The sequence below is a fragment of the Burkholderia pyrrocinia genome (assembly GCF_001028665.1).
Lineage (GTDB): Bacteria > Pseudomonadota > Gammaproteobacteria > Burkholderiales > Burkholderiaceae > Burkholderia > Burkholderia pyrrocinia.
This window is the reverse complement of sequence record NZ_CP011503.1, coordinates 1,005,626-1,019,987: the sequence shown is the minus strand read 5'-3', so window position 1 is coordinate 1,019,987 and position 14,362 is coordinate 1,005,626. Positions and strand designations below refer to the sequence as shown.

General features: G+C 68.1%; 12 protein-coding genes. 3 read left to right on the top strand and 9 right to left on the bottom strand.

Translation table 11 applies throughout. From position 1 onward, the window contains the following. Window positions 1–19 precede the first annotated feature (19 nt). The 8 genes from bioD to aceK all read right to left on the bottom strand — a co-directional run bounded on the left by bioD (window position 20) and on the right by aceK (window position 9,032). Window positions 20–739 (bottom strand): dethiobiotin synthase, encoded by a 720-nt coding sequence (gene bioD, locus ABD05_RS04720; protein WP_047899164.1) that lies wholly within the window; start codon window positions 737–739, stop codon window positions 20–22. Beyond that, window positions 736–1,926 carry an 8-amino-7-oxononanoate synthase gene (bioF, locus tag ABD05_RS04715; protein ID WP_047899163.1) on the bottom strand — a complete coding sequence of 397 codons (1,191 nt, stop codon included), beginning with the start codon at window positions 1,924–1,926 and terminating at the stop codon, window positions 736–738. The genes bioD and bioF overlap by 4 nt, the downstream gene beginning before the upstream one ends. Further along, the gene (gene bioA, locus ABD05_RS04710) at window positions 1,923–3,269 is read right to left on the bottom strand and encodes an adenosylmethionine--8-amino-7-oxononanoate transaminase (RefSeq protein ID WP_047899162.1); all 1,347 of its coding nucleotides are present in this window, start codon (window positions 3,267–3,269) and stop codon (window positions 1,923–1,925) included. The genes bioF and bioA overlap by 4 nt, the downstream gene beginning before the upstream one ends. A 488-nt stretch (window positions 3,270–3,757) precedes the next feature. Beyond that, window positions 3,758–5,038, bottom strand: a complete 1,281-nt coding sequence (locus ABD05_RS04705; RefSeq protein WP_047899161.1) for a dienelactone hydrolase family protein — start codon at window positions 5,036–5,038, stop codon at window positions 3,758–3,760. 107 nt (window positions 5,039–5,145) lie between these two features. Beyond that, the gene (locus tag ABD05_RS04700; protein WP_047899160.1) at window positions 5,146–5,583 is read right to left on the bottom strand and encodes a YchJ family protein; all 438 of its coding nucleotides are present in this window, start codon (window positions 5,581–5,583) and stop codon (window positions 5,146–5,148) included. A 39-nt stretch (window positions 5,584–5,622) separates the two neighbouring features. Continuing rightward, entirely contained in the window at window positions 5,623–6,300 is a 678-nt protein-coding gene (locus ABD05_RS04695) for an SDR family oxidoreductase (RefSeq protein WP_034179178.1), read from the bottom strand. Window positions 6,301–6,390: 90 nt separating this feature from the next. Further along, on the bottom strand, window positions 6,391–7,158 hold the full coding sequence (gene can, locus ABD05_RS04690) for a carbonate dehydratase (protein WP_047899159.1): 768 nt from the start codon (window positions 7,156–7,158) through the stop codon (window positions 6,391–6,393). A 56-nt stretch (window positions 7,159–7,214) separates the two neighbouring features. Next, window positions 7,215–9,032 carry a bifunctional isocitrate dehydrogenase kinase/phosphatase gene (aceK, locus tag ABD05_RS04685; RefSeq protein ID WP_047899158.1) on the bottom strand — a complete coding sequence of 606 codons (1,818 nt, stop codon included), beginning with the start codon at window positions 9,030–9,032 and terminating at the stop codon, window positions 7,215–7,217. A 304-nt stretch (window positions 9,033–9,336) separates the two neighbouring features. On the opposite strand from aceK, the gene ABD05_RS04680 reads away from it, so the two are divergent. The 3 genes from ABD05_RS04680 to ABD05_RS04670 all read left to right on the top strand — a co-directional run bounded on the left by ABD05_RS04680 (window position 9,337) and on the right by ABD05_RS04670 (window position 12,560). Continuing rightward, window positions 9,337–10,413, top strand: coding sequence for an MBL fold metallo-hydrolase (locus ABD05_RS04680; protein WP_047899157.1), 1,077 nt, complete (start codon window positions 9,337–9,339; stop codon window positions 10,411–10,413). 76 nt (window positions 10,414–10,489) lie between these two features. Beyond that, window positions 10,490–12,277 carry an SWIM zinc finger family protein gene (locus ABD05_RS04675; RefSeq protein WP_047899156.1) on the top strand — a complete coding sequence of 596 codons (1,788 nt, stop codon included), beginning with the start codon at window positions 10,490–10,492 and terminating at the stop codon, window positions 12,275–12,277. Window positions 12,278–12,305: 28 nt separating this feature from the next. After that, window positions 12,306–12,560, top strand: a complete 255-nt coding sequence (locus ABD05_RS04670; RefSeq protein WP_047901080.1) for a DUF6429 family protein — start codon at window positions 12,306–12,308, stop codon at window positions 12,558–12,560. A gap of 7 nt (window positions 12,561–12,567) precedes the next feature. Here ABD05_RS04670 and ABD05_RS04665 read toward each other — a convergent pair whose 3' ends face one another. Next, window positions 12,568–14,214, bottom strand: a complete 1,647-nt coding sequence (locus ABD05_RS04665; RefSeq protein WP_047899155.1) for an ABC-F family ATP-binding cassette domain-containing protein — start codon at window positions 14,212–14,214, stop codon at window positions 12,568–12,570. Window positions 14,215–14,362 lie beyond the last annotated feature (148 nt).

Here is a 14,362-nt window from a genome sequence, read left to right as displayed (position 1 = left end):
GAGTGGGGATTCGGTTGGGTCAATGCTGCGCGGCGCGCAGCGACTCGACGAGCGCGGCAATGTCGAGCATTGCCGCGGCGGATTCGGGAGCGGCCGGCGTCATGTACGGAATGCGGCCGACGAGCGGTGCGCGGTGCTCGCGCGCAAGCCAGTCGCGAAGCGTGGCGACGTTCTCGTCCGGGAACGACATCGCCGGGTCGACGTGGTTCGCGACCCAGCCCGCGAGCGTGAGGCCGCGTTGGCGAATCGCGTCGGCGGTCAGCAGCGCGTGGCTGATGCAGCCGAGCCGCACGCCGACCACCATCACGACCGGCACGCCGAGCGCGACCGCGAGATCGGCCATGTCCTGCGTGTCGTTCAGCGGCACGCGAAACCCGCCGGCGCCTTCGACGACGACGATGTCCGCGCGCGTCAGCGCCTCGCGGTGGCACGCGACGATCGTGTCGATGTCGAGCGTCACGCCTTCCTGCGCGGCGACGATGTGCGGCGCGGCGGGCGCCTTCAGCAGGAACGGCGTGCGCAGCTCGGGCGGCAGCACGACGTTCGCGGCTGCGTCGAGCTGGTCGGCGTCCTCGTTGTGCCAGACGCCGTCCTGTTCGGTCGCGCCGGCCGCGACCGGCTTCAGTGCGGCCGCACGCAGGCCGCGCCGCGCGAAGCCGTGCAGCATCGCGGCCGATACGAAGGTCTTGCCGATTTCGGTGTCGGTGCCGGTGACGAAGAGCGAGAGCGGGGCTGTCATGCTGTTGCCTCGCTGGCCTCGATCAACGCGGTTTCGAGCCGCGCGAGATCGTCGAACGAATGCGCGGCCGACAGCGACACGCGCAGCCGCGACGTGCCGGCGGGCACCGTCGGCGGCCGGATCGCGGGCACCCACAGGCCGTGCGCGTCGAGTGCGCGCATCGCCGCGAGCGTCGCGTCGTTGCTGCCGATCACGAGCGGCTGCACGGCCGTGTGCGAATCGACCGGCTGCCAGCGCGTGTTGCGCAGCAGCGCGCGGGTGCGCTCGATCAGCGCGGCGAGATGCGCGCGGCGCGCGTCGCCTTCATCGCCCGCGATCACCTTCAGGCTGGCCGATACCGCATGCGCGACGGCCGGCGGCGCGGCCGTCGTGAAGATGTAGCTGCGCGCGCGCTGGATCATCCATTCGATCACGGTCTCGTGTGCGATGACGAATGCGCCCGCGACGCCGGCCGCCTTGCCGAGCGTGCCGACGTACACGAGATGCGGCGAACGCAGCGCGGCGGCCGCGAGCGCGCCGCGGCCCTGCGGGCCGAGCACGCCGAAGCCGTGCGCGTCGTCGACGACGAGCCAGGCGCCGTGGCGTTCGGCCAGCGCGACGAGTGCGGCGAGCGGCGCGATGTCGCCGTCCATGCTGAACACGGTGTCGCTGACGATCAGTTTCGTTTCGGCATCCGATGCTTCGAGCAGCGCGGCGAGCGCGGCCGTGTCCGCATGCGGGTAGACCTGCACGTTCGCGCGCGACAGCCGCATGCCGTCGATCAGCGATGCATGGTTCAGCGCGTCGGAGAAAACCGTCGCGCCTTTGCCGGTGAGCGCCGTCATCGCGGCGAGGTTCGCCATGTAGCCGGTGCTGAAGTACAGCGCGCGCGGGGCGTCGGAGAAGCCGCCCGCGAAGCCCGCGAGTTCGTCCTCGAGCGTCGCGTGCGCGCGCGAATGGCCGCCGAGCAGGTGCGAGCCGCCGCTGCCGGAGCCGTAGCGCTGCGCGCCTTCGGCGAACGCGGCGACGAGCGCCGGATGCGCGGCGAGGCCGAGGTAGTCGTTGCTCGCGAAGCCGACGATCTCGCGGCCGTCGACGGTCATGCGCGCGTCGCACGCGGTGTCGGCGATGCGGCGCACGCGGCGCAGCCCTTGCGCGTCGAGATCGGCGAGGCCGCGCTGCAGGGTGTCGAGCAGGGGCGTCGTCATTGCGTGATCTCCGCGAGCGTTGCGTCGAGCGTGTCGCGCGTGCGTTGCGCGAGCCACGCGATGTCGTCGTCGCTCATCACGTACGGCGGCATCAGGTACACGGTCGTGCCGATCGGGCGCAGCAGCAGTTCGCGTTCGAGCGCACGTTCGAAGAAGCGTCGCGAGAAGCCGCGCGCCGCATCGCCGTCGAGCGCGACGTCGAATGCGAACAGCGTGCCGCGTTCGCGCAGGTGGCGCACCTGCGGGTGCGCGTCGAGCGGTGCGAGCGCGGCACGCATCGCGGCCGACTTGCGCGCGTTTTGCGCGAGCACGTCGTCGCGCGCGAACAGGTCGAGCGTCGCGACCGCGGCGCGGCACGCGAGCGGGTTGCCCGTGTACGAATGCGAGTGCAGGAAGCCGCGCGTCGTGTCGTCGTCGTAGAACGCCGCGAACACGTCGTCGCGCGTGAGCACGAGCGACAGCGGCAGGTAGCCGCCGCTGATGCCTTTCGACAGGCACATGAAATCGGGCCACACGCCGGCCTGCTCGCACGCGAAGAAGGTGCCCGTGCGGCCGCAGCCGACCGCGATCTCGTCGGCGATCAGGTGCACGCCGAATTCGTCGCACAGCGCGCGCAGCCCGCGCACGTACGACGGATCGTGCATCGCCATGCCGGCCGCGCACTGCACCAGCGGCTCGACGATCAGCGCGGCGATCCGGTCGCCGCGTTCGACGAACAGGCGCCGCACGTCCGCGAGCGCGCGGCCCGCGACGTCGGCGGCCGTCTCGCCCGGCAGCGCGCCGCGCGCATCGGGCGACGCGACGACGTGCGCATGGCGGATCAGCGGGTCGTACGCATCCTTGAACAGCGCGACGTCGGTCACGCCGAGCGCGCCGATCGTCTCGCCGTGATAGCTGTTCGCGACGCAGACGAATTCCTGCTTGTTCGCGCGGCCGCGGTTGCGCCACGCGTGGAAGCTCATCTTCAGCGCGATCTCGACCGCCGACGCGCCGTCCGACGCGAAGAACGCATGGCCGAGCGTGCGCGCGGTGAGCGCGTGCAGCCGCTCGGCGAGCTCGATCGCGGGCTCGTGCGTGCAGCCGGCGAGCATCGCGTGCTCGAGCGTGTCGAGCTGGTCCTTCAGCGCCGCGTTGATGTCCGGGTTCGCATGGCCGAACAGGTTGACCCACCATGAGCTGATTGCGTCGAAGTAACGCCGGCCCTCGCGGTCGTACAGCCACACGCCCGCGCCGCGCGCGACCGGGACGAGCGGCAGGCGCTCGTGGTGCTTCATCTGGGTGCAGGGATGCCAGACCGCGCGCAGGCTGCGCGCGACCCAGTCGTCGGTGGCTGGCGTACTCAAGGCAACTCCGAAGGGTAAAACGGCCGCGCGGCATCGACGGGATGCCGCGCGGCAGATTCCAAAACGCGCTGAGATTAGCGTGTTCCGCGACACGTTGCACTAGCGGTTACAAACACCGCAAAGCCTTGCCGGGCGGGAGTTCGGCGCAGATCGGAGCGGCTCGGAACGGTACGGTTCAGATGCCCGGGAATGCGCGCAGATGACGACGTTCGAGTGAACCCCCTCGACAGAAAAAAATCGCGGGGCGGGGCGCGGTGCAATCGCGAAAAATCGGGGATCGAAGAAGGGCGCGGCGAAGCGGAACGATGCGGGCGCGAACTGCGGCGGTGGAATGGTCTGCGGAATCCGGGCGAGATCGGACTGCCGGAACGGCAGGCGATGGCGCGAACGCGCGTATTACGACGACGCGCAATGCGATCGCGCACGAAAGAATGAGGCGGGAAGCGGGATCGGAAGCGAAACAGGCGCGGCGTACGGCCCGCCGCGCGTCAGCGCGAAGCCAGCGCGCGCGCGTCGGTGTCGTGCGTATTGCCGTTGCCGTCGCCGTTGTCGGCCGTCTGCGTCGTGTTGGTGTTCCACACGACGCGGTCGTTGACCGCATACAGCCGGCACGCGCCCGCGCCCTGTTTCGCGCAGTTGTCGAGCGCGAGCGCCATCGGGTCGTCGCCGCCTTCGGCCCACGACCACGCGCCTTCGGAGGACACCGCGAACGCGCGGCTCGGATGCTGGTTCAGGAAGCGGCGATAGCCTTCGCGGCCGGCTTCGTCGACATACGGCACGGCGTTGACCGCGTCGATGGCCGCATAGCCGGTGGCCTTCGGCTCGTGCGGGTTCGCAACCGCATAGCGCACCGAGGTCGGCAGGTTCAGCTTCTCGAGGAACGCGTTGACGGCCGGCCACCAGACCGGCACGCCGTCGCGATCGACGATCAGCCGGTGCGCGTCGTCCTTGTAGCGGCCGAAGTCGATGAACTGGGCCTGCGTGCCGTGCGACACGTACGCGTCGTGCATTTGCGCGACGAGCCCGGGCGTCCACACCGAATCGTTGTCGCCGTACAGCCACAGCGACCGCACGGCCGTGCGCGCGCCGTACTGGTCGAATGCGTCGACGAGGTTGCGCTGCCAGCCGTCGCACAGATCCTGGCGCAGCCCGCCGGAGAAGTTGATGATGCCGCGCACGCCCGGTGCGGCTTCGGTGCCGTACGCGACCGACGCGAGGCCGCCGTGCGATGTGCCGGCGACGACGATGCGCGATGCATCGACGTACGACTGGCGCGACATGTAGCGCACCGTCGCGTCGACGTCGGCGGCCTGCGCGAGCCCGTTCTTGCCGACGTTGCAGCCTTCCTGCTGGTACGTGCCGCCCGAACCGGCGAAGCCCTGGCGGTTCGGCGCGATGACCGCGTAGCCGCGGCGCACGAATTCGCGCGCGAACGCGAGCGGCCGGCTGCGCGGCTGCAGATGGAGATCGCCGGTGTTCTTGCCGTGGTTGAAGACGACGAGCGGGAACGGGCCGGGGCCGTCCGGCTTGAAGAGCGTCGCCTCGAGCGTGACGGAGCCCGAAGCATCGGCGGGAATGCGGAGGATTTGCTCGTTGAGGCCAGCCGCGACCTGCGGCAGGTTCGAGTCGCTGTAATCGAAGCGTTCGGCGTGGGCGAGCGACCCGCTTGCGGGGCCCGTACCCGTATTGGCGTTCGGCAGCGTACCGGCCTGAGCGGCCGACAGCGCACCGGCCGCCATCCATCCCACCAATACCTTGCTGAACGCCATTCGTAAGCCCTGCCATGCAACTTGACCAATCTGACGGCCATCCTAGCCCGACAAAATCGGGTTGTGCAATGCGGGAATTACCCGGCGTCTGACACAGCAACTATTTGTCAGCGTTCACTTACTTCGCCGTCGACATAGCGCCAGAAACCGTGCTCGTCGCGCTCGAAACGGCTGGTCTCGTGGAGCCGGTAAGCGCGTCCGCCAACCTTGTAGCGGGCCACGAACTCGACCTCCGCGTGCCGTTCGTCGAGCGGTACATGGCGTTTTACCGCGAGGCCGAGCCAGCGCGGCGCGTCGGGTGCCTCGGGGTCGGTGTCGAGATCGGGCGGGCAGGTGCGCGCCGCCCACGTCGCGCGCAGGTAGCCGGTCGCGCCGAGCACGTACGCGCTGTACCGTGAACGCATCAATTCGAGCGCGGTCGGCGCGGCTTCGCCGCCGTCGATGAAGCGGCCGCAGCAGGCCGCATAGCGCGGGGCCGGCGCTTTGCCGGCGGGAGCAGGGGACGCGCCGCCGCACGGGCACGCGTCAGGTCGGTTCAAAATCATGCGAAACAGGAATTAACGACGCTCGGTTGTTACTGCGGATCACCAGCTCAGTTCGATGCCGTCGTACTGGAAGAAGCGGCCGTTCGCCTGCGACACGTCGGCGCCGGCTTCGGCGATCACGCGGCGCATGCCGGTCACGCTGGTTTCCGGATCGATCGCGGCCTGCGCGCCGCCCATGTCGGTGCGCACCCAGCCGGGATGCAGCGAGATGCACGCGGCGTGACGCGTCTGCAGCGACGCGATGCGCAGCACGTCGTTCAGCGCGGCCTTGCTTGCGCGATACAGCCAGCCGGTCGTGCCGGTCGCCTCGGCGATGCTGCCCATCCGGCTCGACACGACGGCCAGCACACCGCGCGCATCCTCGACGAGCGGCAGCAGGATCGGCAGCAACTGCATCGGCCCGCGCACGTTCGTGTGCATCACTGCATCGAAATCCTCGGCGGTGATCGTCTCGACGCCTTCGGTGCGCGGCCCGTAGACGCCCGACACGAGCACGGCCGCATCGAGCCGCTCGCCGTCGAGCTTCCAGCCGAGCGCCGCGATCTGCTCGGGCTGCGCGATGTCGAGCGCATGCGCTTGCGCGCCGAGCGCGCGCAGCGCGGCGAGCGACGCGTCGTCGCGCGCGGTGGCGATCACGTTCCAGCCGTCGCGCCGGTATTGCCGGACGAATTCGCGGCCGAGGCCGCGCGATGCGCCGACGATCAGTACGGTTTTCATGTTCGCCGCTCCTTTGCAGTGCCGTGGTGACGGCGTCAGGTCAGTTCGATGCAGGTTGCCGTTGCTTCGCCGCCGACGCGGAACGCGTGCTTACTCCGCGTCCGTGCAAGGCTTCAGCGTATCGACCACCGCCTGCGCGACTTCGTTCATTTGCGCGGCATCGGCGGCGACCATGTCGTTGTCGGGCGCATGCTGGCCGCCCGCGGTGAGCGCGGCGACGCAGCGCTTGTAGGTTTCGTCGAGCGCTTCGAAGTTCGATACGGCCATCCCGAGGTTGCGCATCCGGCCGTCGTGCACGCCGTACACGAGCCCGTGCACGGTGAGCGACTGGCCGCGCGCCCATGCGTCGTTGACGATCGTCGTGCGGCACACGTTGACGACCTGCTCGATCGCGTTCAGCTCGATCAGGCGGCGATAGCGCGCTTCGCCCACCGGCCATTCGTCGAGCAGCGCCGCGTGGCGCTCGCGCACGTCCTGCACGTGATGCAGCCAGTTGTCCGCGAGGCCGACGCGGCGGTTGTGCAGCGCCGCGTTCACGCCCGAGCAGCCGTAGTGGCCGACGACCATGATGTGCTTCACGCGCAGGATGTCGACCGCGAACTGGATCACCGACAGGCAGTTCAGGTCGCTGTGCACGACGACGTTCGCGATGTTGCGGTGGACGAACACTTCGCCCGGCGGCAGGCCGATGATCTGGTTCGCGGGCACGCGCGAATCCGAGCAGCCGATCCACAGATATTCCGGCGCCTGCTGGTCGGCGAGGCGCGTGAAGAAGTCGGGATCGTCGGCGAGCTTGCGCCTGACCCAGGCGTCGTTGTTGTCGAACAGGTGCGAGAGCGGGTTGACTGGGGTGTTCATCGGTGTGGAATCCGTTTTCGGAAATCGGGTCGATATCGGGTTCGGTGTAACCGGTGTCAGGCGGCGCGCTGCGCGTCGCCTTCACCGTCGTTCTGGTCGGTCGCGCCGAAGCGCGCCGGGTAGCGTACGCAAAAACGCAGCGCCGCGTCGTACGGATAAAAATCGGGCAATTCGCCCTGCAGCAGCTTGTCCTTGCTCGCCTGCCACAGCGCGGGATCGAAAAAGTCCGCGTGATGCTTCATGAACACGCCCCGCACGCGCGGGTCGCCGAGCAGGAACGGCCCGTAGGTCTCCGGAAAGATGTCGTGCGGGCCGACGGTATACCACGGTTCGCCGGACAGCTCGTCTTCCTCGTTGCGCGGCGGCGGCACGCGGCGCACGTTGCAGTCGGTCAGGTACTCGATCTCGTCGTAGTCGTAGAACACGACGCGGCCGTGGCGCGTGACGCCGAAGTTCTTGTACAGCATGTCGCCCGGGAAGATGTTCGCCTTCATCAGCTCCTTCACCGCGTTGCCGTACTCCTTCACGCCGTGCTCGATGTCCGCGTCGGTGCCGTTCTGCAGGTACAGGTTCAGCGGCGTCATCCGGCGCTCGATGTACAGGTGCCTGATCACGAGATTGTCGTCCTCGTATTCGAGCAGCGACGGCACTTCCTTCTCGAGCTCGCGCACGAGCGCGTGGTCGAGCCGCGCGAGCGGCAGCGCGACGCTCGAATACTCGAGCGTGTCGGCCATCCGCCCGAGGCGGTCGTGGCGCTTCACGAGCTGGTACTTCTCCATGATCTGCGCGCGCGTCGTTTCCTTCGGCGGCGGGAACTGATCCTTGATGATCTTGAACACGTACGGGAACGACGGCAGCGTGAACACGAGCATCACGAGGCCCTTGATCCCGGGCGCGATGATGAAGCGGTCGCTCGAATGCGACAGGTGGTGCAGCAGGTCGCGATAGAACAGGTTCTTGCCCTGCTTCTGCAGGCCGACCGACGTGTAGATCTCCGCCTTCGGCTTGCCGGGCATGATCGTGCACAGGAAGTCGACGTACGCGGACGGCACGCCCATGTCGACGAGGAAATACGAGTGCGAGAAGCTGAAGATGATCTGCAGCAGGTCGCGGCGCAGCAGCACGGTGTCGAGCGCGAGCAGGCCGGGGCGCACGTGGCGGATCGGCACCGCGAACGGCAGCACGCGGTCGGCATTGATGATGCGGCCGACGATGTACGCGCTCTTGTTGCGGAAGAACAGCGACGACAGCACGTGGATCTGGAAATTCGGCGCTGCGTCGAAGTGGCCGAATTCGTCGTGGATCGCCTGCATCACGCACGCGATGTCGCGCGAGAGATCCTCGAACGGCGGGTCGAGCTGGAAGTTCGTGACGATGCGCTCGAGCGTGACCGCGAGCCCGTCGGTGCCCGGGTAGTACGCACGGTAGGTCGGTTTCGCGGCCGGCTCGTCGTTCTCGAGATACTCGGTCGAGATCGCCGGGCGCACGAAGATGAAATCGTTGCTGAAATACGAGCGGTGCAGGATCTTGCAGCACACCGAATTGAAGAACGTCTCCGCGCACTCGGGCTGGCGATGCGACGTGAGCAGGCCGATGTAGTGCAGCTTGATCTGCTGCCAGACCTCGTCGTCGATGTTCTCCGCGTCGTATTCGTCTTCCAGCACTTCGACGCATTCCTGCACGCGATCGTCGTACGACGTGATCCGCTCGCGCGCGAGCCGCTGCAGCCCGTGCCAGTCGGTGCGCTCGAACAGCGTCTTGGCCTCGACGGCCGCTTCCCGGAAGATCCGGTAGTGGCGATCGAAGTATTCGAGCATCGTCTGCGCGACGTCGAAACCGATCTGCGACGACAGCAGTTTGGGGAAGTGATTCATCGCGTGCAGGCTCGTTCAGGAGGGACTGTAAGCACTCGCCATTTTACCGCCCCAGCGGGCGGTTCAAAGACTTTGCGGCGACGCGTGGCCGGCCGGCAAGCGGCGGGTTATCCGTCGTTGGGCGCCGTTCGGTGCATCTTCGCGTAAAGATACGGGTACGGAACCGATTCTGACACGAACTTTTTTTGACGGGCCGGCAGCCGCCGGGCACGCGTTTCGCGCGACGGCGATAGAATCGACGCACCGCCTGCCGCGGCCTGCCGCCGGCGCGCATTCGCACCGATAACGACGAGACGCCCCACCGATGAACGCACTGGAACACCAACTCGACTATCCCTTCGCCGACACGCTGCCCGCCGCGGGCGACACGTTCGAGGTCGCGCCCGGCGTGCGCTGGCTGCGCATGCCGCTGCCGTTCTCGCTCGACCACATCAACCTCTGGCTGCTGCGCGACGAGATCGACGGGCAGGCCGGCTGGACGATCGTCGATTGCGGGATCTCGTCGGACGCGATCCGCACGCACTGGGAGCAGATCTTCGACACGCATCTCGACGGCCTGCCCGTGCTGCGCGTGCTCGTCACGCACTGCCACCCCGATCACTTCGGCCTCGCGAACTGGCTGTGCGAAGGCGGCGACAAGGGGCGCTGGAACGTGCGGCTGTGGATGACGCTCGGCGAATACATGTTCGGCTGCCTGATGGCGGCCGGCAACGGCTCGAACGCGGGCGGCGCGGCCGCCGCCGATCATTTCGCGCGCCACGGGCTGACCGATCCCGCCGCGCTCGACAAGCTGCGCAACCGCCGCAGCTACTACTCGGATCTCGTGCCGGCCGTGCCGCCCCGTTACCGGCGGCTGCGCGAAGGCGACGCGGTGACGATCGGCGCGCGCACGTGGCGCGTCGTCACCGGCTACGGCCATTCGCCTGAACATTGCGCGCTGCACAGCGAAGCGGACGGCGTGCTGATCTCCGGCGACATGGTGCTGCCGCGCATCTCGACGAACGTGTCCGTGTTCGACCTCGAGCCGGAAGCGAACCCGCTCGCGCTGTACCTGCAGTCGCTCGGCCGCTACGAGACGATGGCGCCCGACACGCTCGTGCTGCCGTCGCACGGCAAGCCGTTCCGCGGTGTGCGCACGCGCATCGTGCAGCTGCGCGAACACCACGACGCGCGGCTCGACGAAGTGCGCGTCGCGTGCGCGGAGCAGCCGATGAGCGCGGCCGACATCGTGCCGATCATGTTCCGCCGCCGCGAGCTCGACATCCACCAGATGACGTTCGCGCTCGGCGAGGCGCTCGCGCATTTGAACCTCCTGTGGCTCGCTGGCGAACTCGTGCGCGAGCAGGGCGACGACGGTGTAATCCGCTTCGCGCGGCGTTGAGCATGTGCGCCGGCGGTAGCGCGTCCGGCGCTTTTGTAGAATTCCCGCGATCCGAACTCGATACTCGTCGCACCCCATGCCAGGCAATGTCTCCCTCTCCGACGTCATCACGCTCGCTGAAATCCGGACCTTGGCCGACCCGAAATCCTTCGAACGCGGCAAGGCCTACTATCACGACGGCGCGGTTTCGCGGCTGACCGAAAGCAACGGCGAACTGTCGGCGACCGTGCGCGGCACGTATCGCTATCGTGTCAAATTCGCGGTGGGCGACGACGGCACACTGGCCTACGCATGCAACTGCCCGGTAGGCGATGATGGCGCTTTCTGCAAGCATGCGGTGGCCGTTGCGTTGTCCTGGCTCGAAAACAGCGGCGAGGAGGTCTTTCACGACGAGGCGCTCGAACAACCGGCGCGTCCGCGACGCAAACGCAAGACCCATGCGGAACTGATTCGCGACTATCTGGAGACGCTCGACGAGGATGCGTTGCGGAACTGGCTGCTCGACGCGGCCGAGCGCGATCGGTCGTTGCGCGACAGGCTGCTGTTCGACGCACGTGCTGCGAATGCCGGCGACGTGGCGAGCCTGCGCGCCGCCGTCCGGCAATTGACGCGCGTGTCGCGGCCGCTCGGCTGGGATGAAGCGCACACCTACGGAGAAGCCCTCTTCGAAGTGGCCGACATGCTGCGGCGGCAATTGGCGGGCGCTCATGCCGCGCAGGTGGTCGAGCTGGCGGAACTGGCGATTGCGGACGCCGAAGCGAGTCTCGAACAGATCGACGACTCGGACGGCAGCGTGGCGCCCGGCATCTGCGAACTGGCCGGTGTGCATCTCGATGCGTGCATCCGGACGCGGCCGGAGCCGGTGAAACTGGCCGAACGCCTGTTTCGCCTGCAGGTCGACGGACAGTGGGATACGTTCCGCGGCGTGCTGCCGGCCTATGCGGAACCGCTGGGCGACGCGGGATTGCGCCGCTATCGAGAACTGGTCGAGCATCAGTGGGCCGCGCTGCCTCCGCTGCCGGCGGGGCGGGACGATCGTCACTCGTACGATTCGGTGCGCTTGAATCTCGAGCATGCGATGGAATCGCTGGCGAGGCATGACGGCGACGTCGACGCGCTGATTCACATCTGGTCGAAGGATCTGTCGGTGTCGTACCGATTCGCGCAGATCGCGGAATTGTGTGCGGAGCATGGCCGTTTCGACGAAGGGCTGGCGTGGGCCGAACGCGGGATGCGCGAAACGAAGGACGGCCATGACGATCGTCTGCTGGGCTTCTGTATCGAAGAGTATGTGCGCCGGCGCGCATTCGATCGGGCGGACGAACTCGCGTGGCAACGCTTCGCGCACCATCCGACGGCAGACGCATTCCGCGCGCTGATGAAGGTTGCGAAGGCGACGAAGCGACGCGACGCCGTGCGGGAGCGGGCGATTTCGCATCTGTTGTCGCTTGCCCGGAAGCGGGAAACGCCGGGGCGGGCGATCGCGGCTGTACGGCGTTGGGAACCTTCGCCGCGTACCGAGCTGGTAAAGCTGCTGCTCGCCGAGCAGAACGACGCCGCCGCGTGGGACGCATTTCTCGGCGGACCGGTCGAGGTCGATGTCTGGCCGACGATGGCCGCGGCGCGCGCGAAGACGCATCCGGAGGATGCGATCGCGCTTTATCACCGGTATTTGCCGTTCGCGGTCGAGCATGGCGCGGGCAGCGCGCGGTACGACGAGGCGTTCGGCGTCGTGCGCGATATCCGTGCGCTGCGCGCCGAGCATTGTCAGCAGGCGGCATTCGACGCGGAACTCGGGGAGATCCGCAAGACTTACCGCGCGAAGCGCAACTTGATCAAGCTGCTCGCGGCGCTAGGTTCGTGACGGGGTAGTCGGATCGGAGGAAATGGCGATGAATATCGATCTCGGCGCCGTTGACGACGCCGTTCTTGCGCTCCTTTATTTGACCCTGCACGATCGCAATCGCGCCTGGAAAACCTTCGATTGGGCTGTACTGAATCGGCTGCATGAGCGCGGCCTGATCGGCGATCCCGTCAACAAGACGAAATCCGTCATGCTGACCGATGAGGGCTTGCGAGAATCGGAGCGGCTATTCATGCGGCTGTTCGTCGATTCCGGCGCCACGCCGACGGACGACCCACGATGATCTTCGGTTACACGACGGGTTCGTAGCGCCACCCGTCGCAATGCCATTGCATCGTGTGCGTCGGTTCGAGCGCCGCGAGAAACGCGGGGTCGTGCGACGCGACCACGATCGCGCCCGGGAAGCCGGCCAGCGCGGCTTCGATCGCACGCACCGATTCGAGATCGAGGTGATTGGTCGGTTCGTCGAGCAGCAGCAGTTGCGCGGGCGTGCCGCGCCACAACGCGCACGCGAGCGCGGCCTTCAGCCGTTCGCCGCCGCTCAGCTGGCGTGCCGGCTGCGTCGCGCGTGTCGCGTCGAGCTGCAACAGCGCGAGACGGCTGCGCAGGTCGCCTTCGGCGAGCGGCGTATCGAGCAGCCCCAGCTGCTCGACGATCGAGCGTTCGGGATCGAGCAGCGCGAGCCGCTGGTCGAGATACGCGGCGCTCACGTGCGTCGTGCATGTGCCTGAACGCGGCGCGAGCTCGCCCGCGAGCATCCGCAGCAACGTCGATTTGCCGCAGCCGTTCGGGCCCGTCAGCGCGATGCGCACGGCGCCGCTTGCCGACCACGTGATCGCGTCCGAATCCGCATCGCCGGCCGCGCGCCACGGCAGTTGCGCGCATTCGAGCGTGAACAGCTGGCGGCGCGCGCTGACCTCGGTGCCCTGCAGCGACACGAGCACGGGCGCATCGGCTTCGACGCGCGCGGCCGCCTGCTGCACGCGTTCGTCGAGCGTCGTCTTGAATTCGTCCTGATGGCGCCGGACCTGTCCCATGATGTTGCGCGCCGCACCCTTGCGGCTCTGTTTTGCCATCGACGACAGGTTGGCCGCCTTCGCGTCGCGCAGCGAGCCGGCCGCGTGACGCTGGATCGTGTCGTGTTCCTGTTCGAGCCTGCGCCTGACGCGTCCGCGCTCGGTGCGCGCATGATCGAGCGCCGCCTGCGCCGCATCCTGTTCCGCGTCACGCTGCGCGCGGTAGAGCGCGTAGTTGCCGCCGTACGAGCGCGCGCCTTGCGGCGTCAGCTCGACGATGCGCTGCACGCCGGCGAGCAGCGCACGGTCGTGGCTCACGATCACGAGCCCGCCGCGCCAGCCGTCGAGCGCCGTGCGCAGCCATGCGCGGCCCGGCGCGTCGAGATGGTTGGTCGGTTCGTCGAGCACGAGCAGGCCGGCATCGGACAGCAGTGCACCGATCAGCGCGACGCGCGCGAGCTGGCCGCCGCTCAGCGCGTGTGCGGGCGTGTCGGGCCGCACATCGTGCAGGCCGGCCGCGTCGAGCGCCGCGCGCAGCCGCTCGGCGAGATCCCAGCGATCGCCGATCAGGTCGAAGTCGTGCGGCTCCGCGCGGCCGTTCGCGAGACGCGCAAGCGCGCCGAGCGGCGCATCGAGCGCGGCGATCTGCGCGACGGTCAGCGGGCCGGCCGCTGCGTCGTCGTGCTGCTGCGCGACGTAGGCGACCGGCGCATGCCGGTCGATCGTCCCCGAGCTCGGCGCGCAGCGGCCCGCGATCAGTTGCGCGAGCTGGCTCTTGCCGATGCCGTTGCGTCCGACGATGCCCGTCGGCGTGCGATCGACGGAAAGGTCGAGCGAATCGAACAGCGTGAAGCCGTCGTCGAAGCGGAAGGAAACGTGATGAAGCGCGACGAGCGCGCCGGTGGGCGTGGCTGCAGCCATAAGCACCTCCGAAAATGCGTGAAGACCTTCGCGCGGCGTGCGTGGCACGGCGGCGAAAACATTTTGGGAAGGCTTAGTTGTTCACTTTGGCTGGCGTCCGGTATGAGGAATAGGAGCGGAGTGTAGCAAGCGAAACGCGCGGGCCGCA